Origin of the sequence: Sphingobacterium sp. G1-14, assembly GCF_002196555.1 — a bacterium.
GTDB lineage: Bacteria > Bacteroidota > Bacteroidia > Sphingobacteriales > Sphingobacteriaceae > Sphingobacterium > Sphingobacterium siyangense.
In genome coordinates this window covers 3,142,081-3,168,019 of record NZ_CP021381.1, presented here as the reverse complement: position 1 = coordinate 3,168,019, position 25,939 = coordinate 3,142,081, and the positions used below count along the sequence as shown (strand labels likewise).

Below are 25,939 nucleotides of genomic sequence, written 5' to 3'. Positions count from 1 at the left end.
TTAAATTACTATGTTTAGTCGTTTTATAAATAGACCAGTACTTTCGATCGTTATATCACTGATCATTGTGTTTTTGGGTGTGCTTTCTATGGTACAGCTTCCTGTAACACAATTTCCATCTATATCGCCACCGAAGGTGAATATCACTGCCGAGTATCCTGGAGCAAATGGTGAGTTGATGATTAAATCAGTTATCATTCCGCTAGAGCGGGCGATAAATGGGGTTCCGGGCATGAAATACATGGCTTCTGATGCCGGTAACGACGGGGAAGCAAGTATCCAGGTGGTATTCAACCTAGGAACAGATCCGAATCAGGCTTCATTAAATGTGCAGAACCGTGTGGCTTCTGTGGTGAATAAGCTTCCTCCAATTGTGGTACGTGAGGGGGTGAAGATTACACGTGAAGAATCCAACATGCTCATGTACATCAATCTCTATAGCAAAGACAAAGAGCTTGATGGAAACTTTATGTATAACTATGCTGACATGAATATTGTCTCCGAATTACGTCGTGTAGACGGTGTTGGGGTGGCTAATATTCTTGGAACGCGCGAATTGGCGATGCGTATCTGGTTGAAACCAGATCGTATGACAGCCTACAAGATTTCTGCAGAAGAGGTGATGAAAGCCTTATCAGAGCAGAGTTTGGAAGCTTCACCAGGTAAAGCCGGCGAGTCGTCTGGTATGACCTCCCAATCTTTCGAATATGTATTGAAATACCCGGGACGCTTTACGACAACTGAAGGCTATGGCAATATCGTGTTACGTGCGGGTGAAAATGGTGAAATGTTACGCTTAAAAGATGTTGCGGACATCAAATTCGGTTCGGCGATGTATGATATCTATTCTACGTTGAACGGAAAACCATCCGCAGCGATTGTCTTAAAACAATCCTATGGAAGTAATGCTTCTCAGGTAATTCAAGACGTTAAAAGCAAAATGAAGGAATTGAAGGCATCTTTTCCTAAAGGGCTGGATTACGAAATTAGCTATGACGTTTCAAAATTTTTGGATGCATCCATGGAAAAGGTAGTCCATACTTTATTGGAAGCATTTGTGCTTGTTGCTATTGTCGTTTTTCTATTCTTAGGAGATTGGCGCTCGACCTTAATTCCAACCATTGCAGTGCCGGTTTCATTGGTGGGATCATTTTTGTTCATGCAATTTTTTGGAATTACCATTAACTTGATCACCCTGTTTGCATTGGTGCTTGCCATTGGTGTGGTCGTGGATGATGCGATTGTGGTTATTGAAGCCGTCCATGCCAAAATGGAAGAGCTTCATATTTCGGCCTATAAGGCAACCAAAAAAGCAATGCATGAAATCAGCGGTGCCATTGTTGCGATCACCTTCCTTATGGCGGCGGTTTTTATCCCCGTTGCCTTTATGTCGGGTCCCGTAGGGATATTCTATCGGCAGTTTTCCATTACCATGGCGACATCTATCATCTTATCGGGTGTTGTGGCATTGACACTGACTCCTGCATTATGTGCGATCATGCTGAAGAATAATCATGGCAAGGCAAGAAAGAAATCCATTATCGACAAGTTTCTTGATTCCTTCAATAGATTGTTTGATAAGATGTCCAACAAATATGTTTACTTGTTGAAAGGGATAGTGGATAAACGGGTGTTTACATTTTTAGTATTAATTGGTTTTTGTATTGGAGCCTACTTTTTGAATAATGCTGTTCCTGCAGGTTTTATCCCCAATGAAGACCAGGGGATGATTTATGCCATTATTCAAACGCCGCCAGGATCGACATTGGAACGAACCAATTTAGCGGCCCAGACATTGCAAAAAGAAGCTGAAAACATTGATGGTGTACAATCGGTATCGTCGTTAGCTGGTTATGAAATCCTGACTGAAGGAACTGGAGCAAATACAGGTACTTGTTTGATCAACTTGAAAAGCTGGGAAGAACGTAAAGAATCCTCGCAAGAGATTATTGAGCAACTAGAGGCTGCTGCCAAAAATATCCCAGGGGCGTCTATCGAATTTTTCCAACCACCGGCCGTACCGGGCTATGGTGCCGCGGGTGGATTTGAGCTTCGTCTTCTGGACAAAGCCGGTTCTGGTGACTACAAGAAAATGGAAACGGTAAGTAAGGATTTTGTACGTGAATTGAACAAGAGGCCTGAATTATCGTCTGTATTTACCTTCTACAGCGCGAGTTTTCCGCAGTATATGTTGCATATAGACAATGACCTGGCGCAACAGAAGGGTGTTACCATTGATAATGCGCTGAATACGCTTTCGACTTTGGTTGGTAGTAATTACGAAACGAACTTCATTAAGTATGACCGCCAATATAAAGTTATGGTTCAGGCTTTGCCCCAATACAGGGCTTTGCCGGAGGATATCTTAAAGCTATATGTGAAGAATGAAAAAGACGAAATGGTCCCATTTTCAGCATTTATGCATATGGAAAAGGTTTACGGTCTTTCTGAGATCACTCGGCACAATATGTATATGGCGTCCGAAATCTCAGGCTCTGCCGCACCGGGTTACAGTAGTGGTGAAGCCATTCAGGTGATTAATGAAGTCGCTGCCAAAACGTTACCTCGAGGTTATGGCATTGACTGGGCTGGTATCTCCAAAGATCAGGTAGGTCGTGGAAATCAGGCAATTTATATCTTCTTAATTTGTCTTGGTTTCGTTTATTTGATACTTTCCGCTCAGTATGAGAGCTTTATTATGCCTTTTGCGGTATTGCTTTCTTTACCAATAGGAATCTTCGGTGCCTTTCTATTATTGAAATTATTGGGATTGGAAAACAACATTTATGCACAGGTCGCTTTGGTCATGCTCATAGGTTTACTTGGTAAAAATGCTGTGTTGATTGTTGAGTTTGCTGCTCAGCGGCATTCGCAAGGATTGAGTATTATTGAAGCTGCCTTGGATGGTGCAAAAGTTAGGTTTAGACCTATTTTAATGACATCTTTTGCCTTTATCGCAGGGTTGATTCCCTTAGTTATGGCGTCTGGCCCAGGTGCAATAGGAAACCGTACGATCGGTACGGCAGCAGCGGGAGGTATGTTGTTTGGAACAGTGTTCGGTATTTTAGTGATACCAGGCTTGTACTATATCTTCGGAACTATTGCCTCTAGACGTAAGCTTATTAAACACGAAGATGAAAATCCATTAACTGAAGAACTTGATAATAATGACTAATCGCAGAAAAATACAATGGGTCATTGCATTTTCGCTTTCAGCAGCAGTGACGGGATGTAAGGTTCCGAAAGCGACACAAATACAGGAGAATAAATTTGTTCCGCAGCAATTTACTGACGTAGATAAATCTGACACAACGAATTCAGCATCGGTTAAGTGGCGTGAATTTTTTACTGATCCAAATCTAGTTGTATTAATAGATACAGCCTTAAAAAACAATCAGGAACTGAATGTTACTTTGCAGGAGTTGGCAATCGCAAAGAATGATATTCTTTTACGAAAAGGGGCGTTGAAACCTACGGTTGGTTTACGTGCCGGAGGAGGTGTTGAAAAAGTTGGACGATATACCAGCCAGGGGGCGGGTGATGCCAGTACAGAAATTGCTCCTGGAAAGGAAATGCCGGATCCACTAGGAGATTTGACAATTGGTGCGTATGCAAGCTGGGAAATCGACGTTTGGAAAAAACTTAAGGACTCCGAGCAAGCCGCACTCAACCGTTATCTTGCTACTGTGGAGGGGAAAAATTTTGTCCTGAGTAGCCTTATTGCCGAAGTTGCCCGTTCGTATTATGAATTATTGGCATTGGACAATCAGTTGACCATTATCAAACAGAATATCGAGCTACAGGACAATGCGCTTTCGGTAATCCGATTGCAGAAACAGGCTGCTCGTGTAACAGAACTGGCGGTTCAAAAGTTTGAGGCTGAAGTGTTGAAAACCAAAGGTATGGAATTTGAGACGAGACAGCAGATCAAAGAAACTGAAAACCGCATTAATTTTCTATTGGGGCGTTTTCCACAAGAGATCAAACGCGACAAAAGCAATTTTGTCGATTTGATCCCGGCGAAGGTTCAAACAGGCATACCGAGCCAATTACTGAGCAATAGACCTGATATTCGTGAGGCAGAGTATGAGCTCGCTGCCGCGAAGTTGGACGTACAGATCGCGCGGAAAGAGTTTTATCCTTCTTTGGAGATTTCGGCGGCTTTGGGTTTACAGGCATTCAAGCCTTCCTATCTATTTAAGATGCCTGAATCAGTTTTATATAATCTAATAGGGGAGCTTGCAGCACCATTGATAAATAAAAATGGGCTTAAAGCGGAATTTAATACGGCCAACGCGAAACAAATACAGGCTGTATATAATTATGAGAAGACAATTCTGAATGCTTACTTAGAAGTCTCTACACAACTTTCTAATATTGAAAACCTAGGGCGCAGCTACGATTTCAAAACAAAAGAAGTTGAGGTTCTGAATAATTCCGTGTCTGTGTCCAATGATCTCTTTAAATCAGCGAGGGCAGACTATATGGAGGTTTTAATGACACAACGCGATGTGCTGGATTCGAAACTTGAATTGATAGAAACGAAGAAGCAGCAGCTCAATGCTGTTGTCAATATCTATAAAGATTTGGGAGGAGGCTGGAAATAAGTTGTTTGTTTGAATGGACCCCGCTAGGCGGGGTTCTTTTTTTATAAGCCTATGCAAACTTCTTTCTTGTGGAAATAGAATTAATGCTTATTTTTAATCCTTATTTAATCAATCGTATTTGTTTTATGGAATCACAAGAGTACATTCTTATTAATGATGACGCTGAAAGGGGAGTGTTTTATAAAAAAACCTATCTTCATGTTGCGCTTTCGATTTTAGCATTTATCGTTTTGGAAACTTTGCTGATCAAATTGATCCCTTATGATTTTATCGTTTGGATGGTTAGCGGAAAATTTATTTGGTTATTCTTATTGGGATGTTTTTGGTTAGGGTCCACACTTTCATCAAGATGGACGCTTTCGCAAAGCCGTCAAACCCAATATCTTGGACTAGCTTTCTATATTGTACTGGAAGCAATTATCTTTCTGCCAATGATTTTTATGGCGGTGTTTATGACAGAAGGAATTAGTGTCATTTATCAAGCAAGTATAATGACTTTGGCATTGTTTACTGGGCTTACTGTCGTAGCATTTGTATCCAATAAAGATTTTTCATTCCTCAGGAATATCCTGGTAATTGGAGGCTTCTTATCCTTGGGGGCAATTGTGGCTGGTGCTATTTTTGGTTTTGAGCTTGGATTATGGTTCTCGGTTGCAATGATTGGCCTCGCTTCCGGAAGCATACTCTATCAAACTCAAAATCTGAAGTATAGTTACAGCAACGAGCAATATGTTGGGGCGGCCCTACAGCTATTTTCATCAATAATGTTGCTGTTCTGGTACATTCTACGAATTTTAATGCGCAGAAGATAAATTTTGTTCCTTTTAAAAATAAGAAAAGGTGGTTAAAGTAAAGTTTATTTTAATCACCGTTTTTTACTTTGTATAGTCTCTATTTTAGTCTGTTTTTTAGATTTTTCAGTCCTTGATCGAAATCTTTGTTCATATTCATAAATAAGTTCATAAAGTTCCATGGATAGGGCGATTTTCCTGAAATCCCCCAAGTCACTGAGGTTTGATTAGGCGAGATCTCTTTTAGGATAAAATAACCTTTGGCTGGTTCACCCATACCGAAATCGAGGGATGTTTCGATCGTTTCGCCATCGACGATTTTTGTAATAGTCTGCGAACCTTTCCCAACTTTCTTACCATCCCAGCTGGATTTATAACCAACTTGACCGTCTACACCCTGTTCAGTTTTTTTCATTTCCGGGTCTGAAAGCTGCCATACACCAAAGTTATCTTGGTTCTTAAGCATTTTTACATAGTTGAACACTTCCTGTTTTGGCTTATCGATCGTGATCTCACTTTGGGCCGAGAAGTCTTTACTGACGAAGATCGCTGTAATTAAGGGGATAGCGATGATGATCGCTAAAACAATGAGGATTTTTTTTATAATTTTCATAATCATGTATTTATATAGGTTTTCCTAATAAAGATAAATGATAATTGGGATTTTAACAGGAAAATAAAAGGAAATTATTTGTAAATGAAAAAACCTTTTCCAATATTGGAAAAGGCTTTTTTGCGAAAGCGCCTAAAACTACTTTAATAGTTCCAAGTGCGTGCTGATGCCAATTCTATTCCACGCATTTATGGTAATAATTGCCATAATAATCTGTGCAATCTCCTTTTCTTCAAATATTTCTTTTGCTTTTTGAAAAGTGCTTTCTGTCAATCCCTTTTGATGTATCAATGTGATCTCTTCTGTCATCTCCAACAATATCTGCTCTTCCTTGGTGAATAGATCCGTTTCTCGCCAGGCATTTAATAAAAATATCCGTTGTGGAGTTTCACCATACTTCAGCGCATCCTTCGTGTGCATATCTAAGCAAAAGGCACAGCCATTGATCTGTGAAGCACGTATTTTTATGAGTTCCTTCTGAATAGGATTTAAAAAAATATCGTTGAGATATGTTTCCAATCCCATCATCGCCTTATAGGCGGTTGCATCTACTTTTGCAATATTAAATCGTGTGGTCATTGTTTTAAATTTTGATAAGACAAAGTTGCATTAAACATTCAATACAAAAGTTAAACTGGTTTAAGAACGGAGATTTTACTGATGAATACAATCCTGTATGCGATTGACAAACAAATAGATCTGACTAGGCTGATACAATCAGGTAATAATTGTCGGGGTCACGTAGGATAAATTGATCCTTCAAAGAATTCTCATTGTAATGTATATCTTTCTCTATGACTGCATTTAGCAAAGTAGCGTTTTCGAAAATTTGCTTTAAATTGTCTACTCTAAAGAATAATATGAATCCATTCCCTGCATGTATTTGATTCCGCATAGTAGGGTGATCATGTTCACCCCATTTGTGTAAACAGAGAATAACAGTTCCGTTATCCGTGAGAATTTCAAATGTTTCTCCTCCATGTTGACTCGCACAGCCTAAAAGCTTTTGGTAGAATTGTGAGCTTTTGGGAACGTTATCCACTGCGATGATTGGTTCTGTCCGTATCATGTTATAGTTAACTAGAATTTACTAAGGTTAATAAAAGAGGCTTAGTGATTTCTCTTTCACCAAATCTAATATCATGCGATAAGCGGCTACCGAGTTACCGTGTTGATCCAAGGCTGGACTATAGGCCCCTATACCCATTTTATTCGGTACACTTACCGCGATTCCACCACCCACGCCCGATTTACTTGGAAGTCCCACAGTTCTGGCATATTCGCCGCTAAATTCGTACATACCTGCAATGAGCATTTGCGATTGAACTAGCTGAGATAGACTTGGATTATTGTATTGCTTATTTCCGTCATAACGCACGCAGTGATTGGCAAAAAAGAAACCTATTTTAGCTAGATCCTCTGCGGTTATCTCAATTGAGCACTGTTTAAAATAATTATTTAGTTTATCTTCACCTTCACCATCAATGAGTCCATTGTTGCGCATCAGATAGAACATACCTCTGTTTCGATTTCCAGTCTCCCGTTCCGAATTATATACGGGTTTACTATACTCAATCTTTTCATTATTTGTTATAAAACGAATCATATTGAGTATTTTAAGAAAAGGTTCCTCACCTGTTCCTTTAATAAGCGATGTCGTTAAAATGGCACCAGCGTTCATCATTGGATTGAGCGGTTTACCCGATGTTTCCAAATTCGCAAAATGATTGAAAGGTTTGTCTGTACCAAAGTACCCCATTTTATCAAAAATATTTCGTTCTCCGTTTTCCAATACAGCGACCATTAATGAAACAATTTTTGAAATACTCTGAATTGTAAATCTTTGTTGCACATCTCCGATACTAACGATTGTTCCATCACTATTTACAACCGAAAGAGCGATGGACGATGCGTTGGCTTTACCCAATTCCGGAATATAATCGGCTACTTTACCTTCTTTGAACGACTGTCTATTTTTATCCAATATTTTATCCAATAATGCTTTATCAATAATTGCGGTTTTAGCATCCTGCTGATTTTGAATGCCATTTTGAGCAAAGGCTACAGGAATTGATCCACAACATATCAAGCCTATAACACAGGCTACCAACCTAACATTTTTTCTCATTTTTTAATTATTTGTTCGTTCCAAAGATAGGGAACAGTGTATTAAAAAGAAAAGAGGTGCTAAATAGATAACATTTTAGCACCTCTTCCTAGTAGGTCATCCCTTAGGCTGCATTTGGAGCTGGATCAACATTCCAACCGGAAAGTATACCGCCATAGAAAAAGAAGGTGACGTAAAAATTCTTTTTGCTCACTTTATCAGTAACCAGGTATTTTTGAGTCACATCATATGCATCTATTTTTTTATATTTTGATAATGCTATCGGACTCGCAGCAGGGTTTTCTGAACGGACCAAATCTTGTATCTTTTGGTTGATTAATTTCATAATCCCTTCTTTTTTGAAGGGATTATTTTCGATTTTCACGTGCGCCAAGCGTGTTAAAGTTCCATTATTTTGAGCTTTTCTCGCTTTCGCAGCAGCTGTATAGGCTCTGAATTTTTCCTTGATTTGAGGATCTTTTAGGCTATGGATGGTAAAAATAGAAATTCCCTGCGCACCATTATTTAGCGCTTCATCCATATCGGTAAATATTTCCTCATTATTTTTAGCCATCAACCCACAGTATAAGGTCGTATTTGCACCTTTGTCGCGCACATTTTCTAAGGTACAATCGCTAATAAAGCTTGGATCTTCTGTATAAAAATTGCTGTACACCATCGGAAAAACAACATCTAAATTCCACTTACCCCAATCTTGACGTACCATACGTGAAGCCATTTTTGGGGTCGGGAAAGGGGATGCCGCCATTGTTTTGCCATGAGAATGAACAATTTCTGCAATCATATTGGCGATATCTGTTATCTGATCGCAACGAAATTGGCGCCATTTGAGATCTTTCGATGGATCTTTTTGTGCACGAGGGTCATAGCCATATTGTTTTTTAAATTTTTCTATAGCAATGGGATGGTATCCGTAATCCCAAGCGGGATACTCGCGATCTTGGACAATATTGTATTTAGGCCAAAGGGTTGTGGGGAGGACAACATCCACATAACGGTTGTAGTCAATAGAGATACCCTCCAATCCCTCAACTTCACAATAGGATTCAATTTTCTTTTTGATGTATTCTTTTACTCCTGGTACTACAGGCGATAAAAACTTATAATAACCAACGTATGCAGTGGTATCTGCGAGACTTTTTCCGTTGCGATTGACGCTGAACCAATCTGGATGTTCTTTGAGTATTTTATCTCTATCATGTTCCAGGTTCATCGTCCAAAGCCAGGCGATAACTTGAATGCCATATTTTTTTGCAATGGGAATCGCTACACGATACTCATCTGGACTAGCAGCATTTAACATCACGCCATCGATCCCCAGATAGTTCATCTCACGGCAAATAGAATCAAAGTTTGTTTTAGCGTTGTAATCTAGCCAGGTCCAAAACATAGCGGGTTTTTCTTTGTCTGTGGCGTGAACGCTTGATACTGAAAAGCTTTGGATCAAAAGGAGCGCAAGGCCAATAAAGCATGTTCTGATTAGTTTTTCTTTCATAATATATTTATCGATTCTAAAATGTATTACATATTTAAATGATGAAGTTTTTTCATGAAGAACAAAATTCATAAAAAGATCAATCTATAGGTTTTAAATTTAGATTGTATTGAAATTCGCTTGTGAAATTACATAAAAACGTGGAATTTATACCTGATCTTTTTTTAATCAGTTTGATTTTCTTACAGTTATTAAATTTTATTAGAATAACAAAACATTTTTTTAAGCTATGTGTTGTACCTACAACATTAGATTTAGAACGACAAGATTATTAACAATGAGAAGTAAGCTGGGCTACTGGCTAAGAAAAAAATTGTTTAAGTATGAAGAAACGCTACATTCCAATTTCTATTGCATGTTTATTGAGCTATACCTTGGTCAAAGGGCAAGAACCAGGTACTGTACAAGAGCATAAAGTTGATTCTGTGCAACAAAAAAAAGATGACACGACTTATCCCAAGCTTCAGGTGAAAGGTTTGTTTCAGGCCCGTTACCTTGTTAGTGCTACAAAAGATGTCGATGTCAACGGGCTACATCACAGTGATGGCTCAGGTACGGATAACAATTTTATGGTGAAATATATGCGGGTACAGATGCGCGCTCAAATTAGTAAGCGTACTGAAGTTGCCGTATTAGCTAACCTTGCCGATTTCAAAAGTGATCCCAAAACAAAAGTGCTCGAAAATGCCTACTTGAAATATACATTTAGTCCCAAATTGGCAATCACAGTGGGCCAATTTCGTCCTTGGTTTGGCATCGAGGAAACTTATCCTATTGACATCATCAAATCTTTGGACTGGTCGAACCAGTATCTTGAATTCGGTAAATTAGGTTGGGCAAGTTTTCAAATCGGGGTTGCTGCGACAGGCGAGACTACGCTAGGCGATATGCCCTTTAGTTATTCCCTATCTGTGGTGAATGGGAACGGGAAGAATCAAGTTGTTGATAACGATAATGGTAAGCAATATGCCACTCGTCTGGTTTTTGGACTTTCAAAGAAGTACGGTGTCAATTTAGGACTTAATGGTGGCGTTGGCGATGTGATGAAGAAACAGGTACATGCATTGGGGGTAGATCTAACTGGTAATGTCAGTTTTGGCAAACGATGGAATCTTGATATGCAACTGGAAGCAAAGCAGGCGATCAATCATAACCTGTATTATTCTTTGGAAGAAAGTGCGCGAACATCCAAGTTGAGTGACTATTTGGTCCGCGGCATCTACTTTCTACCAAACTTAAGGTATGAAGTAAATTATTTCAATTTAAGCGCTTTCGAGCTATCTTGTCGATATGAATACATTGATCCTAATTATAAACTCAATGCAAATGCGCGTCAAACATATACGCCGATGTTTGGTTTGGAATTTTTAAAAAATTATGGTGCAAGGATACAGTTGGGACTTCAATTGGACCGATATAAAAAGCAGACAGAGAATACCAGCGAATTCAACAAAAATTTATTTATTGTTCAAGTACAAAGTCGATTCTAATCTATTAAACTACGTTTATCATGAAAGAAATCAGTATTAAAAATGTTGCCATTACTTTTCTGGTAGCACTCATTTTATGGTTTATCCCAATACCGAAAGGCGTCAGTCCGGAAGCCTGGCATTTATTTGCAATTTTCGCTGCAACCATTCTTGGGATTATTTTAAAAGCAGCTCCAATGGGTACCATGTGTATGATGGCCATCGCGTTTACGGCCCTGACACAAGTATTAGCCCCTGGAGATGCGGGTAAGTCGATTACTAAAGCTTTGACGGGTTTCGGAGATAAGGTAATTTGGTTGATTGGTATCTCCTTTTTCATTGCCCGGGGTTTTATTAAAACTGGACTGGGAAATCGAATTGCCTTTCTTTTTATTCGAGTTTTTGGAAAGAGTTCATTAGGACTTGCTTATGGATTGGGCTTGGCGGATGTTTGTTTGGCTCCGGCGATTCCCAGTAATACAGCCCGAGGGGGAGGGATTATTTACCCCATTATGAAATCGATGGCAATTAGTTTTGATTCTGTTCCAGATAAGCCAGAGACACATCGAAAATTGGGATCCTATTTAACTTTAAATAGTTATTATATGAATCTAATTGCTTCTTCGATGTTTTTGACGGGAACGGCCAGTAATCCAATGTGTCAAAAATTTGCTGCGAACCTAGGAATTGATATTACCTGGATGTCCTGGGCGATTGCTGGATTTATACCCGGTATTGTCGCATTTTTTGTAGTACCGCTTGTTCTTTATAAGTTATATCCACCTGAATTGAAAAAAACAGGTGATGCACCTAAGATGGCGGCGCAGAAATTAAAAGAGATGGGACCAATTTCCAGGAATGAATGGTTAATGCTTTTGGCGTTCTTTATCTTATTGGCATTATGGATTTTTGGTGGTTCTTTTTCAATTGATGCTACAACCACAGCCTTCATCGGTTTGACACTACTTTTACTGACCTCTGTCTTGACCTGGGAGGATGTTAAAGCCGAAAAAGGAGCATGGGATACGATTGTTTGGTTTGCTGTTTTGGTTATGATGGCCAGTTCCTTAAATGAGCTTGGCTTTATCGGCTGGTTTAGCGACCTGATCAAAGTACAGATTGGTGATTTAAGTTGGCAAATAGCCTTTCCGGTAATCATTCTTGTTTATTTCTTTAGTCACTACATTTTTGCGAGTGCTACCGCCCATGTTGCGGCTATGTATGCGGCCTTGTTGGGGGTTGGTGTTTCTTTGGGTATTCCGCCAATGTTGCTTGCAATGATGCTTGGATTCCTGGGCTCTATCTATGGTGTTTTGACACATTATGGCCATGGCCCTGCACCGGTATTTTTTGGAAGCGGATATGTAGATTTAAAATCATGGTGGCTGCGTGGACTGGAAATTGGTATCGTGTTATTGGTGATTTATATGGGCGTTGGTGGATTGTGGATGAAGGTTATAGGCTATTATTAAAATTAAGATCTTATTATGTTATCTACATTGTCAAAGAAGATGCTTATGTGTCTGACGGGTTTATTTTTAGCGTTCTTTTTACTGATTCACTTTCTAGGGAACTTACAGCTATTCTTACCGCAGGAACAAGCACATCTACAATTTAATGCCTACTCCCATTTTTTGGCAGGCAATATCTTGATCAAAATTATTTCTTACGTACTCTATGCTAGCATTATTTTGCATGCGTTGGACGGATTGATCATCACCGTAAAGAATAAAAAGACCGGTGCCCACTATGTTTCAGATCATCGGGGAAGAGCAAGTAAGTGGTATTCGCGCAATATGGGGATTTTAGGGACCCTGATCCTCATTTTTTTAGTTATCCATTTCCAGAATTTTTGGTACGTGTACAAATTTGGCGCTCCTCCACTTGATGAACGCGGTAACAAGGATTTATATGTGCTTGTAATCGAGGTTTTTCAGCAATGGTGGTATGTTCTTATTTACGTTTTATCTATGGTTGCCTTGTGTTATCATCTTATTCATGGAATTCATAGTGCGATTCGAACTTTAGGCTTATTCCATCCCAAATTTGTTAAATGGTTTAAGATTATTGGTATCAGCTATTCGGTCATCATCAGCATTGGTTTTGCTTTGATGCCTATTTATATATTTTTTACAGTTAAATAAGGGGGAGAAGTTATGACATTAAATTCAAAAATACCGGATGGACCATTGGATCAAAAATGGACCCGTTATAAAAAGACTGCCAAGCTTGTTAATCCTGCAAATCGTAAAAAACTGGATGTTATAGTTATCGGAACCGGACTGGCAGGTAGCTCCATCGCGGCTTCTCTTGGGGAGATGGGGTATCAGGTAAAATCCTTCTGCTTTCAGGACAGTCCGAGAAGAGCACATTCTGTGGCTGCTCAAGGTGGTGTAAATGCCGCAAAAAATTATAAAAATGACGGAGACAGTGTTTATCGTATGTTTGTTGATACGCTTAAGGGCGGTGATTTTCGTGCCCGTGAGGCCAACGTCTATCGTATGGCCGAATGTTCGCTCAATTTAATCGACCAGGCAGTTGCACAGGGTGTTCCTTTCGGTCGTGAATATGGAGGTTATCTGAACAATCGATCTTTCGGAGGAGTACAGGTAAGTCGTACATTCTATGCGAGAGGTCAAACTGGACAGCAGCTTCTTTTGGGAGCGTATCAGGCACTTATGCGTCAGGTCGGCAAAGGTGCCGTACAGCTTTTCTCCAGACATGAAATGCTCGACATCGTTGTAATAGATGGAAAGGCCCGTGGCGTTATTGTTCGAAATCTTGATACAGGGGAGCTTGAACGACACGCTGCACATACCGTTATATTGGCAACTGGAGGTTATGGTAAAATTTATTATCTATCGACATTAGCAATGGGCTGTAATGGCTCTGCCATTTGGCGGGCACACAAGAAGGGGGCATTAATGGCCTCCCCGAGCTGGATTCAGATTCATCCGACTTCGTTGCCGCAGTCTGGCGATTATCAGTCTAAATTAACACTAATGTCAGAGTCGTTACGTAATGATGGAAGGATTTGGGTTCCTTTGAAAGAAGATGAGAAGCGGGAACCGAACGCTATTCCTGAGGAAGAGAGAGATTACTATTTAGAGCGTCGTTATCCCGCATTTGGTAATCTTGCTCCAAGGGACATTTCATCTCGAGCGGCCAAAGAACGGATTGATGCTGGCTTTGGGATTGGTCCACTTAAAAATGCTGTTTACCTTGATTTTGCGAAAGCTATTAGAGAACAGGGGAAACAGAAAATACAAGAGAAATATGGTAATCTGTTCGATATGTATGAAAAGATTACGGGATATGATGCTTATAAAGAACCGATGATGATTTCACCTTCCGCGCATTTTTCAATGGGGGGATTATGGATAGATTATGAGCTGATGACAAGCCTACCGGGTTTATTTGCATTAGGTGAAGCTAATTTTGCAGACCACGGTGCAAATAGATTGGGTGCCAATTCCTTGCTCCAAGCCTCTGTGGATGGTTATTTTATTGCGCCCTATACGATTGCAAATTATTTGGCAAACGATATTCACACGGGCAAAATTTCTACAGACCATATTGAGTTTGAACGTGCAGAGGTAGGTGTTCGGGCGCAAATTGATCGATTTTTAAAGATTAAAGGCAGTAAAACCGTGGATTATTTTCATAAAACACTGGGTAAAATACTCTATGACTATTGTGGGCTCGCGCGTAATGAGAAAGGCCTCCGTTATGCTATTGTGGAGATTAATAGGCTGAAGCAAGAGTTTTATAAAGATGTTATTGTTAGTGGTGAAGCCAATACCTTAAATACGGAATTGGAAAAAGCTGGACGTGTAGCCGATTACTTTGAAATTGGAGAATTGATGTGTTATGATGCGTTGACGCGGAACGAATCCTGTGGGGCACATTTCCGGGAGGAATATCAGACTGCAGATGGGGAGGCATTACGGAATGACGCTGAATACCAGTTTATTTCCGCTTGGGCCTGGAAGGGAGAGGGGCAAGAACCTGAGCTAATTCGGGAACCATTAATTTTTGAAGAGATACAACCAACTGTAAGGAGCTATAAATAAATAGAACGATTATGGATTTACACCTTAAAATATGGCGGCAAAAAGATCGCGACGCTGCAGGAAAATTAGTTACTTACACCTTAACAGATCTCAATCCACATATGTCGTTTTTGGAGATGTTGGATACCCTAAATGAACAGCTTATTACGCATGGAGACGAACCTGTAGAGTTTGACCATGATTGTCGCGAAGGGATCTGTGGGCAATGCGGTATGATGATCAATGGCATCGCACATGGACCTCTTAAGCATACAACCACCTGTCAGCTACATTTACGTTCATTCAAAGATAATGATACGATTCTTATCGAACCTTTTCGATCAGCAGCATTTCAGGTTAAAAAGGATTTGAAAGTGGACCGTTCGGCATTTGACCGAATTATTTCTTCTGGGGGATTTGTATCCATCAATACTGGTCAAGCCCCAGACGCGACAGTGATTCCTATTTCACATGAGTTAGCTGAGTCAGCATTTGACTCAGCGGCCTGTATTGGCTGTGGTGCTTGTGTTGCAACGTGTAAAAATGGTAGTGCTGCATTATTTACCTCCGCAAAGATTACCCATATGGCTTTGCTTCCACAGGGAAAAGAAGAGCGCAGTGAACGTGTTTTAAATATGGTGAAGCAAATGGATTTGGAGTCATTTGGTCACTGCACGAATACAGAAGCCTGCGAGGTGGAGTGCCCACAAGGTATATCAGTTTTGAATATAGCACGCATGAATTTTGAATATAACAAAGCACTATTTTTTAAAAAGAAATAGAGACCAACTGTCGAAAAAAGTGGCACGATTGTTTCTTATATCGGATTTATAATAAAAACTGAAGCCATAAAAAGAGGTGTACGGGATTGTTGAAGGTTACTAACCTTATCCCTGAAAGTAGGGATTTGTAAGATTTTATGGTTAATAAATAGGTTTTTGTAGTAATTTTGAAAAAAGAAATTCATTAAAGTTATAGCGATTGATATGAAGTGTAGTAGGTTGTTTGTGGTACTTTTCATTTGTAGTACAATGTTTAGTGTAACCGCATGTAGGGATTTTTCAAACAAGGTCTTGGGAAAAGGCGAGCTGAAGGACACACTTACGGAAAAATTGGTTGTCAAGGAAAAAATACCACATTTGTTAAATAGGTGGGATTCACTTCAGAAAAATCAGATTCAATTTACAGTAGATAGCTTGCATCCTGTTCCGATCAAACAACAAAAACGAGAACTTAAGGATTCCCTGCGGAAAGCATTTGATACGTATCCAAAACATATCTACCTGACTTTCGATGACGGACCATTGATTGGTAGTGCCTTTATTGATTCTATTGCGAAAGAAAAAAACATTAAAGTGAGTGTATTCTTGATTGGTAAGCACGCTAATATGAGCAAAGGGAGGAAACGTGATCTTGCCCGTTATGAATCCAATCCGCTTATAGCCTGTTATAATCATAGCTATACACATGCAAACAATCAGTATTCTCGATTTTATAATAACCCCCAAAATGCTTTTGCTGATTTTGAAAAGAATGAAAAAGATCTCAATCTAAAACATAAGATCGTTCGACTTCCAGGCAGGAATATTTGGATATATGATGATGTTCGTAAGATCGACCTTAAGAATGGATCCAGTACCGCCGATTTGTTGCATAAGAACGGATATACAATTTATGGTTGGGATGTCGAGTGGCGGCTTAATAGCATCACTGGTGCACCTATACAAAGCCAGGAGTCTACTTTGTCACACATTCGGAATTATATGAACAATAAAAGCTCAATGGTGCCTAATAATGTTGTTTTCTTGATGCATGATGATATGTTTCAAACGCAAAAGGGACAGCAGGAGTTGTCTTCTTTAATAGATGCATTGAAAAAAGATGGTTATCAGTTTGAATTTATGCAAGACTATCCGATTAAATATTAAATGGGATTGTTAATTGGCATCAAATCATAATGAAGAGTTTGGTTTATTAAATAACACCAAACTCTTCTGGATAATGGACAGTGCCCTGTATACCTTTTAAGGAATTGTCTGTTAGTTCTTTTATCATACAATTTTCATCAGGAACATCAAATGGAAATTGTATACCATAGACTGATGCAGGTACATATCCAAATTTAGGATAATAGTCTGCATGTCCGAGCACAACTACCGATCCAAAACCCAATTCTTTTGCAATCTGATGGGCAGCAAGAATTAATTTACCGCCAATTCCTTGTCCTTGAAACTGAGGTAGCACAGCGACAGGAGCCAAGGCGAGAGAATCGAATGCTTTTTGATTCTCTTTATCAATAATCTGCACCTTTGTCAGGAGGATGTAGCCTACTATTTCTCCTTCAACTTCTGCTACGATTGACATTTGTGGTATAAATTCCGCTCTCTTTCTTAGTTTTTCTACTAAAATGTGCTCTTGATGATCGCTATACTGTTCGTTTTCAAAAGCGATTCGGATCAGTTCGAATACAATAGTTGGGTCACTTGACTTTTCTTGCCTAATTTTTATGTTCATAGTTTTGTTTGTAGATACAACTATTTCTTTGTTATTAATAGATCCGTATTGAGCTCCATTGTTTGTATATACATAGTTGTTTTAAAAAAATCAATTACAGATCTAATTATAATGGATAAAGATGCATATTATTATTTAAAAAATTGATAATATACTTTCGGTATACTAGAGTTTACTTTTCTTGTAAAAATTTCTCTTAAAGACGAGCTGTTAGGTGTTTTTTGTCCCAAATATCATCCTCATAAGGCCGGATTATACATGATACAAAAATAAGGTTAGCCAGTTTGTTTTTTCAAATAGTTTACTTTCAATTGATTAAAGTTTAAATGTTAAATAGTGTAAAATTAACACTTGCTTTGTATATTTATTTTCGTATTTTCATGTCAGATAAACAATTATAAACCACTCCTGATAAGACACCTAAACCGACATGTCTTTAAGGGGTAAAAAAATAACTAATTAAATACAAAATTTAAACAATTAAACAGTTTTTATGATTAACTGCCATTATTTCTCAAATCAATGGAAGAGAGCGTTTTGGACTGGATCATTGTGCTCTTTAGTGGCCCTGAGTCCTCAAATCGTTGATGCTGCAACCCTCGCAAGCTATGGAATTCTCTTTCAACAGGAGCTAAGTGTTTCTGGAACGGTACATGATGAAACAGGAATGCCGATTCCTGGAGTAACAGTATCTGTAAATGGAACAAGTCTAGTAACAAAAACCGACAATCAAGGTAAGTACAAATTGGATAAGGTCCCTATGAATGCGATCATTAATTTTCGTATGGTGGGTAAGCAGTCTATGGATGAATCTGTAAAAGGACGGCATGCGATAGATGTCACGCTTTTGAATTCGGAATCCAATCTCGAAGAAGTCGTTGTTGTTGGTTACGGGAAACAACGCAAGGAAACAGTTACAGGGGCTGTAGCTACTGTTAAGGGAAGTGACCTTGCTCAATCTCCGGCATTGAACGTTTCGAATGCATTAACTGGACGAGTACCGGGTGTAACTGCAACTAACGGAAGTGCTGAACCAGGATACGATGGTTCGAATATCAAAATACGTGGTACAAATACATTAGGTAATAGCAGTCCTTTGGTCGTTATTGATGGGGTTCCCGCGCGCGAAGGCGGGATAGATCGTATTAATCCCCGTGATATAGAAAATATTTCGGTATTGAAAGATGCATCCGCTGCTATTTATGGTGCCCGGGCAGCAAATGGGGTTATCCTTGTGACGACAAGAAGAGGAAAGACAGGGAAGCCACAGTTTTCTTATACTTTTAATCAAGGTTATTCCCAACCGACTGTAATACCTAAGTTAACAGATGCCTCGCAATTTGCGGAGATCCGAAATGAGTTGGAGATTTATAACCTACCTGTTGAAGAATGGTCCGCCGCTTATACGGCAATAAACAACAAAGGAAGCTATAATAAAAAGGATGGTGGGGTATTGGATGCTCCATTTAAACCAGAAGATATCCACAAGTTTAAGGATGGATCAGATCCCTGGGGACATCCGAATACAGACTGGTATAAGGCAACTTTAAAAGACTGGTCCCCCCAACAACGGCATAATTTGCAGATCAACGGTGGTACTGAAGATGTTAAATACTTGATGTCTCTGGGTTATCAAAACCAAGATGCCTACTATAAGAACTCGGCGACAGGCTATAAACAGTATGACCTAAGAATTAATCTTGACGCCAACATCAGTCAATATGTTAAAACTCAATTTGGCGTTTTGGGTAGGCAGGAGAATAGGAGCTTCCCGACAAAGAGTGCGGGTACAATCTTTAGGATGTTGATGCGTGGAAATCCGACACAACCAGCAATTTGGCCTAATGGGAAGCCTGGTCCAGATATTGAAAATGGTGAAAACCCAGTAGTTATTACGACTAATGCAACTGGTTATGATAGAGACAAACGTTACTACTTCCAAACAAATGGGCAAGTGGATATTACCAATCCTTGGATAGATGGCCTTAAATTAACATTGAATGCGTCAGTTGACAAGTATGTGAAAAATCAAAAAACATGGGTTATGCCATGGACCTTGTATTCGTGGCAGGGGGCTTATGAAGCGGATGGTACAACGCCTTTGCTGGAGGCTGGCAAACGAGGTCCCGCTGATCCGAATTTAAATCAAAGTAATGAAGATCAGTTGAATATTCTACTTGGTGGAATTTTGAGTTTTGAACGGAAATTTGGCGATCATCAATTGAATGTTATTGCTGGTGTTAACAGAGAAACTATCAACAATGATAAATTTAGTGCTTATCGGCGCTATTTTCTTTCAAATATGATAGATTATCTATTTGCTGGTGGCGACGCCGAAAAAAATAATGATGGGACCGCATGGGACAGAGCGCGTTTAAACTATTTTGGACGCTTCGGTTATAATTACAAAAGTAAATACATTGCGGAGTTCCTTTGGCGCCGGGATGGTTCTTACATGTTTCCTGCAGATTCTCGTTATGGTTTCTTCCCTGGAGCGATGGCAGGATGGGTCGTATCGGAAGAAAATTTCTGGAAGGAGAACATTCCTGTTGTTAACTATTTTAAAATACGTGCCTCCTATGGTCAGATGGGTAATGATAATATTTATTATAAAGATCAGTTACAAGAGTATCAATATTTCTCGACCTATTCATTTGGGAACTATGTAATTAACGATCAATTGATGAAAACGCTATTTGAAACTCGTGTTCCAAATGAGTTGATTACTTGGGAAGTTGCCAACAATTATAACCTTGGTTTTGACTTTCAATTTTTCCAAGGAAAGTTAAATTTTGAGTTTGATATTTTTAAAAATAGACGTAATTCAATTCTATGGCAGCGAAATGCCTCAGTTCCTCAAAGCACAGGTATGACACTACCGGCTGAGAATATTGGTAAGGTGGATAATAAAGGTTGGGAGTTTAATCTGGGGTATAAAGGGAAAGTAGGAGAGCTTGGATATACCCTTGGTGTGAATGGAGGCTATGCTAAAAATAAAATTATCTTTTGGGACGAGGCCCCAGGTGCCCCAGCATGGCAGCAAAGCACTGGTAAACCAATCAAGACGGATATTTATTATGTCTATGATGGCGTATTCCGTGATATGGAGGATATTGCCAACAATAAACTGGACTATAGTGCAATTACAAAAACCCTGCGTCCAGGCGATATGAAGTATCAAGATTTTAATGGTGACGGAAGAATTACGCCAGATGATAAAGTCAGACGAGACAAAAACAGTGACCCAACTTTCCAGGGCGGATTCAATTTTAGCTTGAGCTATAAAGATTTCGACCTTTCGGTCTTATTTCAGGGGGCTACAGGTGGAGAGATCCGTGTCGGAACAGATGAATCGGGATCAATTGGTAATTTCCTTGAAGAATTTTATGAAAAACGTTGGAGTATTAGCAATCCAAGTAGTGTCTATCCTAGGTTGACGGACAGAAGCAATCAATATTACTCGTACAATAACACTTATTGGATGCGAAGTACAGACTATTTGCGATTGAAAAATGTCGAGGTCGGTTATAATCTTCCTTCTAGTATTTGTAGTAAAATTGGTATAGGCTCCTTACGAGTATACGCCAATGGCATGAATTTAATCACTTGGAGCAAGATCAAAATGTATGATCCAGAAGCTGTTAATGCTTTAGGACAATATTATCCACAAGCGAGATTAATCAACGCAGGGGTACTATTATCGTTTTAGATCATCTTAGGTAAAAATTTAATGAAGTAAAAAAATGAAAAAAATTGTAAACATATCTGTTTTATTACTCGTGCTGTCATCTGCACTGCAATCTTGTAATGACGACTTTGTCAATACAAAGCCGCTTAATGAGATCCCTGATGAGACAACATGGTCAGACGCGGCGTTATCCGAAGCCTTTGTTACCGAAATCTACAATGGTTTTGGTGTCGGCGGATTTTATGAGCAAGAAATGGCATCCATGACAGACGAGGCTTTATTTACACATCCAAATCGTGGAATAAATACCGTCACTGAATCGCGGTCTAATCCGGCAGATCAGGGTTATATCATGGATACCTATGAATATGGCCGTATGTATTCACGTATTAGAGCCGCAAACATTGCAATAAAGAACCTGGTTGAGCCAAAATTTGATAAAGGGAAAGCGAATAAATTACTCGGAGAAGCCTATTTTTTTAGAGCGTACTATCATCAACAATTGTTGCGTTTTTACGGTGGGGTTCCTTTTGTAAAAAATGTAAGCCGTCTGACGGATAACGATTTTATGGTTTCAAGAAATACCTATGAAGAATGTGTCAATGCGATCGTGAGTGACCTTGATAGTGCTTCACTTTTATTGAAAACTGCGACTTTTATCAAAGGTCGTGTAAGTGAGACAGCTGCATTAGCTTTAAAATCTAGAGTACTATTATATGCTGCTAGTGACCTTCATGATGCAAGTAAAGCAAAAGCAAAGTCTACTTTGTTAGCTGGATATACAAATCCTGAATATTTAATGTACACCAGCGGTAACCAAGCCGAGCGTTGGACGAAGGCAAAAAATGCTGCTAAAGAGGTGCTAAATCATAGTGAATTTGCGTACAAACTTGATTTAAGTGCTGCAGAATCATCAGATAATGGTACGGCAAATTACATGGCTTTATCCCTGGGTGGTGGAAGTAAATCGGCTGATGCGTCAGCTATAAAAGATCTGATTTTAGGAAGGTTTTTTATTGATGAAAAAGATGAGCGGGGTGGTTGGGTAGGACGTGACAATGGGCCAAATGGTTATCACAACTGGGCAGGAAATACACCGATTCAACTTCTTATTGATGATTACGAAACGCAATCTGGTCAACGATTTGATTGGTCCAATGCCACTATGGCGGCTAACCCATATCAGAATCGGGACCCACGATTAAAAGCAACTGTACTCTATGATGGTGCTGATTGGAAACCAAGGACAGCTGATGTTAAAACAAGAGATCCTTATAATCAGATCCAGACTGGTCAATATGAAATTATAAATGGACAGGGACAAAAGACGATTCAATTTGGCTTAGATACAAGAAAGAGTCCGATTGAAGACTGGAATGGATCTCGAACAGGTTATTATATTCGTAAATTTACTGATCCAGATCCAGCGATGGAAGACCAAAATACAAGACAACGTATTCCTTGGCCATTGTTCCGCTATACGGAAGCCGTATTGAACTATGTAGAAGCTTGCATCGAGTTGGGCGAAGATGTGGAGGCTAAGACTTGGTTAAATAAAATTCGTTTCAGAGCAGGTATGCCCGCAATTACCGAAACTGGATCGGCATTAAAAAGCCGTTATAGAAATGAACGTCGGATTGAGCTAGCTTACGAAGAACATCGCTTTTTTGATGCTAGACGTTGGATGATTGCCGCTGAGACATTAGGCCGAAAGGCGAATATTATCAATATTACGGGAACACTAAAAGATGGTAAAAAAATAACCATTTATAAATATGATCCGAGCAATTACACGTATAAATACGTGGTATCCAATATAGATCCAGGAATTGAAAATAGAAGTTGGGACGACAAAATGTATTTTACCTCTATACACAGAGATGAGATGAATAGAAATACTAAACTAATTCAAAATCCAGGTTATTAATACTGAAAAGCCCTTCTTTAATAGTAAGAAGGGCTTTTTAAAGAATTAATTTTTCTTTTGAGTAATATTAGGCAATAAGCCTGTAACTATTCCAATTAGTGGAAGATAAGCACAGATGTTGAATACATATTCAATTGAAGTACGATCTGCGAGCCAGCCCAACACAGCTGATCCAATACCCCCCATGCCAAAGGCAAAACCAAAAAATAAGCCTGCAATCATACCAACCTTTCCGGGGATAAGCTCCGTCGCATAAACCAAGATAGCTGAAAATGCCGAGGAGATGATCAAACCAATTATAATAGCAAGGATAATGGTTAGTCCAAGTCCTACATGAGGTAATAGCAAGGTGAAAGGCGCCGCTCCAAGAATAGACACCCAAATAATTAGTTTACGACCATATCGGTCTCCCAAGGGACCACCCAATATGGTCCCGGCGGCAACAGAAGCAAGAAATATAAATAAATAAATCTGAGATTCCTGAACAGAAACATGGAATTTATTGATCAAATAGAAGGTGAAGTAGCTGGTCATTGAAGCCATGTAAAAATATTTGGAGAAAATGAGTACCAATAAAATCACAAGTGCAAATATTACTTTTGATTTCGGCAGGTCAGCTTTTAGAGCACTAACAGAAGTTGTTTGTGTCTTAGGCTTGAGGTGTATTTGATACCAATTACCAACGTAAGTAAGAATCATAACGGCTATAATGGCCAATACGCCAAACACGCCGATGTATTGTTGGCCCAAAGGGATAACAATAAGCGCTACAAGAAGGGGACCTATTGCACCACCAGCATTACCGCCGACTTGAAAGATAGACTGTGCGAGCCCTTTTTTGCCGCCGGAAGCTAAATGAGCAACTCGAGATGCTTCTGGATGAAAAATAGACGATCCCATCCCAATAAGGCTTACAGAAAGGAGAATGTAAATAAAGTTTGACGCAAATGAAATGCATATCAAACCGGCTAAAGAGAAAAACATCCCAATGGCAAGTGACCGAGGTGTAGGGTTTTTATCTGTATACAAACCAACGAAGGGCTGCAAAATAGAGGCGGTAAGCTGAAAAACTAACGTTATAATACCAATTTGGGTAAAACTAAGGGCATAATTTGACTTTAACATGGGATACACTGCTGGGATGACAGATTGAATCAGGTCATTGAGCAAGTGTGAAAGACTAATCGCAAATAAAATCGGATAGACAGTTTCGGAACTTTTCCAAGATCCACTCGGGTTTAGTGATTGTGTTTTCATAAAGGAAATATTCATCAGGTCATCTGATGTTTTAGTTGATAAAAATAGAATATATTGAGATTGATAGTTTGCATATGCTACAGGAAAATTACAGTTGCTGGATAATTCGGTTCGCAATATCAACAGCTTTTTTCACTTCTTTATCTTTAATTGCCAACATCAGTTCCTCGTGTTGCTGTTGTGAAGTTAAGAAGGGGACTGTATCCTTATAAATAGTCATGAAGAACTTATTGACATGCTCAGACAAGGTTGTATATAAAGCGGTCAAAATACTATTTCCACATGATTCAGCAATTGCACTGTGAAAGGCAATATCAGCATTAACGCATGCGGTCAAATTTCCCATTTCGGCATATTTAGCTCTATTTTTAAGTGCCTGCGCCATATCTTTGAGACCTTTCGAAGTACGATTTAAGGCTGCTTTTTCAATAATTCGCAACTCTAATACGTGTCTAACTTCAAAAATATCGTTAAAATTGGCTTTTTCAATTTTTGAATCAAGGGCATGATGACCCGTACTACTTTTGACAAAAGTACCAAGCCCCTGTTGCACATTTAGATAGCCTGATTGACTTAAATATTTGACAGCTTCACGAATGCTGGATCTGCCCACAGCAAATTGCTTCATCAATTCTGGTTCCGTAGGAAGTTTAGATTCTACAGGAAATTCACCCAATTTGATTTTTTCTTCTATTGCCGCGGCAACTTCCTCCGCCAAGGATCTTCGTACGATAGCTTCAGTCTTCATATAGTCATATCATCTGATGATTGTAAAGGTAGTAGAATTTTTTGAATTCTTAGTTATTTTCAAAAATTTGATCAAACTAACCGAATATTGTTACGACTACAACAGATATTTATTACAGGGTTTGCTGAATTAAATTTATTAGCAGTTTTGGATTAATTAACAGAGAGGCTGGTCCTCCAATGTATTTATCTAAAACTTAAAAACATGAAAAAATTAATGATGAGCGTCGTAGCCTTGGCTTTAATGTCATCTGCTACTTTTGCAAAAACAGGTCCAAAAGCGGTCGACAACAGCGTTGTTGAAAAATCAATGATTTACGAATCACAAACTGGAAAAACTAATTTGAATATTGTGAGCGAAGCCAAAGAGATCAAGCTCGGAAAGTCTCGTACGCTATGTAGATTGACGATGAGTATCTATAATACAAGTGGTCAGTTGATCGAAACTCAGGTTCTAACATACACCAGCTATGGAGCCAATGATATGTATTATAGTAGCTGTGGTGCATGGTTTAGCGCTACCATTCAGAATTACCAAAACTACTATGGTAATCCTAATCATTAAGTATCAATTAATCAAATGATGTAGCGGGGCTAGTATCCCCGCTCATATTTTCCGCAATACAACCAAAAGGAAACTTCTATTTACGA

20 protein-coding genes are annotated in these 25,939 nt (G+C 39.2%); 12 read left to right on the top strand and 8 right to left on the bottom strand.

Annotation, left to right across the window (positions count from 1 at the left end; translation table 11 throughout):
- Nucleotides 1-10 precede the first annotated feature (10 nt).
- From CBM24_RS13335 to CBM24_RS13325, 3 genes are all read left to right on the top strand, one after another.
- Nucleotides 11-3,175 (top strand): efflux RND transporter permease subunit, encoded by a 3,165-nt coding sequence (locus CBM24_RS13335; RefSeq protein ID WP_088161595.1) that lies wholly within the window; start codon nucleotides 11-13, stop codon nucleotides 3,173-3,175.
- Entirely contained in the window at nucleotides 3,168-4,607 is a 1,440-nt protein-coding gene (locus CBM24_RS13330; RefSeq protein ID WP_088161594.1) for a TolC family protein, read from the top strand. Before CBM24_RS13335 ends, CBM24_RS13330 begins: the two co-directional genes overlap by 8 nt.
- A 68-nt stretch (nucleotides 4,608-4,675) precedes the next feature.
- Entirely contained in the window at nucleotides 4,676-5,419 is a 744-nt protein-coding gene (locus tag CBM24_RS13325) for a Bax inhibitor-1 family protein (RefSeq protein WP_198386115.1), read from the top strand.
- A gap of 79 nt (nucleotides 5,420-5,498) precedes the next feature.
- Here the strand turns inward: CBM24_RS13325 and CBM24_RS13320 are convergent, their stop codons facing one another.
- From CBM24_RS13320 to CBM24_RS13300, 5 genes are all read right to left on the bottom strand, one after another.
- Nucleotides 5,499-6,011: an SRPBCC family protein gene (locus tag CBM24_RS13320; RefSeq protein ID WP_088163555.1), complete on the bottom strand. Its 513-nt coding sequence runs from the start codon at nucleotides 6,009-6,011 to the stop codon at nucleotides 5,499-5,501.
- 138 nt (nucleotides 6,012-6,149) lie between these two features.
- Complete coding sequence (locus CBM24_RS13315; protein ID WP_075992656.1) at nucleotides 6,150-6,590, bottom strand: carboxymuconolactone decarboxylase family protein; 441 nt, start codon at nucleotides 6,588-6,590, stop codon at nucleotides 6,150-6,152.
- Between the two features lie 124 nt (nucleotides 6,591-6,714).
- Nucleotides 6,715-7,080: a VOC family protein gene (locus tag CBM24_RS13310; RefSeq protein WP_075992655.1), complete on the bottom strand. Its 366-nt coding sequence runs from the start codon at nucleotides 7,078-7,080 to the stop codon at nucleotides 6,715-6,717.
- A 27-nt stretch (nucleotides 7,081-7,107) separates the two neighbouring features.
- Nucleotides 7,108-8,139 carry a glutaminase A gene (gene glsA / locus CBM24_RS13305; RefSeq protein ID WP_088161592.1) on the bottom strand — a complete coding sequence of 344 codons (1,032 nt, stop codon included), beginning with the start codon at nucleotides 8,137-8,139 and terminating at the stop codon, nucleotides 7,108-7,110.
- A gap of 103 nt (nucleotides 8,140-8,242) precedes the next feature.
- On the bottom strand, nucleotides 8,243-9,634 hold the full coding sequence (locus tag CBM24_RS13300) for a hypothetical protein (protein ID WP_198386114.1): 1,392 nt from the start codon (nucleotides 9,632-9,634) through the stop codon (nucleotides 8,243-8,245).
- Between the two features lie 323 nt (nucleotides 9,635-9,957).
- Between CBM24_RS13300 and CBM24_RS13295 the strand changes: the two genes are divergently transcribed.
- From CBM24_RS13295 to CBM24_RS13270, 6 genes are all read left to right on the top strand, one after another.
- Nucleotides 9,958-11,124 carry a porin gene (locus tag CBM24_RS13295; protein WP_088161591.1) on the top strand — a complete coding sequence of 389 codons (1,167 nt, stop codon included), beginning with the start codon at nucleotides 9,958-9,960 and terminating at the stop codon, nucleotides 11,122-11,124.
- Between the two features lie 20 nt (nucleotides 11,125-11,144).
- The gene (locus CBM24_RS13290; protein WP_075992653.1) at nucleotides 11,145-12,575 is read left to right on the top strand and encodes an anion permease; all 1,431 of its coding nucleotides are present in this window, start codon (nucleotides 11,145-11,147) and stop codon (nucleotides 12,573-12,575) included.
- 15 nt (nucleotides 12,576-12,590) lie between these two features.
- Nucleotides 12,591-13,247, top strand: coding sequence for a succinate dehydrogenase cytochrome b subunit (locus CBM24_RS13285; protein WP_075992652.1), 657 nt, complete (start codon nucleotides 12,591-12,593; stop codon nucleotides 13,245-13,247).
- A 12-nt stretch (nucleotides 13,248-13,259) separates the two neighbouring features.
- Nucleotides 13,260-15,176, top strand: coding sequence for a fumarate reductase/succinate dehydrogenase flavoprotein subunit (locus CBM24_RS13280; protein WP_088161590.1), 1,917 nt, complete (start codon nucleotides 13,260-13,262; stop codon nucleotides 15,174-15,176).
- An 11-nt stretch (nucleotides 15,177-15,187) separates the two neighbouring features.
- Nucleotides 15,188-15,937, top strand: a complete 750-nt coding sequence (locus tag CBM24_RS13275; RefSeq protein WP_088161589.1) for a succinate dehydrogenase/fumarate reductase iron-sulfur subunit — start codon at nucleotides 15,188-15,190, stop codon at nucleotides 15,935-15,937.
- Nucleotides 15,938-16,186: 249 nt separating this feature from the next.
- A complete protein-coding gene (locus tag CBM24_RS13270; RefSeq protein WP_088161588.1) occupies nucleotides 16,187-17,083 on the top strand; it encodes a polysaccharide deacetylase family protein in 897 nt (298 codons plus the stop codon).
- A gap of 46 nt (nucleotides 17,084-17,129) precedes the next feature.
- Here the strand turns inward: CBM24_RS13270 and CBM24_RS13265 are convergent, their stop codons facing one another.
- Nucleotides 17,130-17,669 carry a GNAT family N-acetyltransferase gene (locus CBM24_RS13265; protein WP_198386113.1) on the bottom strand — a complete coding sequence of 180 codons (540 nt, stop codon included), beginning with the start codon at nucleotides 17,667-17,669 and terminating at the stop codon, nucleotides 17,130-17,132.
- A 493-nt stretch (nucleotides 17,670-18,162) separates the two neighbouring features.
- Here CBM24_RS13265 and CBM24_RS13260 point away from each other — a divergent pair, with 493 nt between their 5' ends.
- Nucleotides 18,163-21,378, top strand: a complete 3,216-nt coding sequence (locus tag CBM24_RS13260) for a SusC/RagA family TonB-linked outer membrane protein (RefSeq protein ID WP_088161587.1) — start codon at nucleotides 18,163-18,165, stop codon at nucleotides 21,376-21,378.
- Between the two features lie 34 nt (nucleotides 21,379-21,412).
- A complete protein-coding gene (locus CBM24_RS13255) occupies nucleotides 21,413-23,284 on the top strand; it encodes a RagB/SusD family nutrient uptake outer membrane protein (protein WP_088161586.1) in 1,872 nt (623 codons plus the stop codon).
- 45 nt (nucleotides 23,285-23,329) lie between these two features.
- Here the strand turns inward: CBM24_RS13255 and CBM24_RS13250 are convergent, their stop codons facing one another.
- A complete protein-coding gene (locus CBM24_RS13250) occupies nucleotides 23,330-24,541 on the bottom strand; it encodes an MFS transporter (RefSeq protein WP_088163552.1) in 1,212 nt (403 codons plus the stop codon).
- 88 nt (nucleotides 24,542-24,629) lie between these two features.
- Complete coding sequence (locus CBM24_RS13245) at nucleotides 24,630-25,289, bottom strand: FadR/GntR family transcriptional regulator (protein WP_088161585.1); 660 nt, start codon at nucleotides 25,287-25,289, stop codon at nucleotides 24,630-24,632.
- Between the two features lie 216 nt (nucleotides 25,290-25,505).
- On the opposite strand from CBM24_RS13245, the gene CBM24_RS13240 reads away from it, so the two are divergent.
- A complete protein-coding gene (locus CBM24_RS13240) occupies nucleotides 25,506-25,853 on the top strand; it encodes a hypothetical protein (RefSeq protein WP_145326744.1) in 348 nt (115 codons plus the stop codon).
- Nucleotides 25,854-25,939 lie beyond the last annotated feature (86 nt).

What these genes read in the sequence shown, in the direction of transcription:
- CBM24_RS13295 (WP_088161591.1), top strand. Translation starts at nt 9,958, where the DNA reads ATGAAGAAACGCTACATTCCAATTTCTATTGCATGTTTATTGAGCTAT.
- CBM24_RS13320 (WP_088163555.1), bottom strand. Translation starts at nt 6,011, where the DNA reads ATGAAAATTATAAAAAAAATCCTCATTGTTTTAGCGATCATCATCGCT.
- CBM24_RS13315 (WP_075992656.1), bottom strand. Translation starts at nt 6,590, where the DNA reads ATGACCACACGATTTAATATTGCAAAAGTAGATGCAACCGCCTATAAG.
- CBM24_RS13265 (WP_198386113.1), bottom strand. Translation starts at nt 17,669, where the DNA reads ATGAACATAAAAATTAGGCAAGAAAAGTCAAGTGACCCAACTATTGTA.
- CBM24_RS13335 (WP_088161595.1), top strand. Translation starts at nt 11, where the DNA reads ATGTTTAGTCGTTTTATAAATAGACCAGTACTTTCGATCGTTATATCA.
- CBM24_RS13245 (WP_088161585.1), bottom strand. Translation starts at nt 25,289, where the DNA reads ATGAAGACTGAAGCTATCGTACGAAGATCCTTGGCGGAGGAAGTTGCC.
- CBM24_RS13280 (WP_088161590.1), top strand. Translation starts at nt 13,260, where the DNA reads ATGACATTAAATTCAAAAATACCGGATGGACCATTGGATCAAAAATGG.
- CBM24_RS13300 (WP_198386114.1), bottom strand. Translation starts at nt 9,634, where the DNA reads ATGAAAGAAAAACTAATCAGAACATGCTTTATTGGCCTTGCGCTCCTT.
- CBM24_RS13260 (WP_088161587.1), top strand. Translation starts at nt 18,163, where the DNA reads ATGATTAACTGCCATTATTTCTCAAATCAATGGAAGAGAGCGTTTTGG.
- CBM24_RS13270 (WP_088161588.1), top strand. Translation starts at nt 16,187, where the DNA reads ATGTTTAGTGTAACCGCATGTAGGGATTTTTCAAACAAGGTCTTGGGA.
- CBM24_RS13275 (WP_088161589.1), top strand. Translation starts at nt 15,188, where the DNA reads ATGGATTTACACCTTAAAATATGGCGGCAAAAAGATCGCGACGCTGCA.
- CBM24_RS13250 (WP_088163552.1), bottom strand. Translation starts at nt 24,541, where the DNA reads ATGAAAACACAATCACTAAACCCGAGTGGATCTTGGAAAAGTTCCGAA.
- glsA (WP_088161592.1), bottom strand. Translation starts at nt 8,139, where the DNA reads ATGAGAAAAAATGTTAGGTTGGTAGCCTGTGTTATAGGCTTGATATGT.
- CBM24_RS13285 (WP_075992652.1), top strand. Translation starts at nt 12,591, where the DNA reads ATGTTATCTACATTGTCAAAGAAGATGCTTATGTGTCTGACGGGTTTA.
- CBM24_RS13330 (WP_088161594.1), top strand. Translation starts at nt 3,168, where the DNA reads ATGACTAATCGCAGAAAAATACAATGGGTCATTGCATTTTCGCTTTCA.
- CBM24_RS13255 (WP_088161586.1), top strand. Translation starts at nt 21,413, where the DNA reads ATGAAAAAAATTGTAAACATATCTGTTTTATTACTCGTGCTGTCATCT.
- CBM24_RS13240 (WP_145326744.1), top strand. Translation starts at nt 25,506, where the DNA reads ATGATGAGCGTCGTAGCCTTGGCTTTAATGTCATCTGCTACTTTTGCA.
- CBM24_RS13290 (WP_075992653.1), top strand. Translation starts at nt 11,145, where the DNA reads ATGAAAGAAATCAGTATTAAAAATGTTGCCATTACTTTTCTGGTAGCA.
- CBM24_RS13310 (WP_075992655.1), bottom strand. Translation starts at nt 7,080, where the DNA reads ATGATACGGACAGAACCAATCATCGCAGTGGATAACGTTCCCAAAAGC.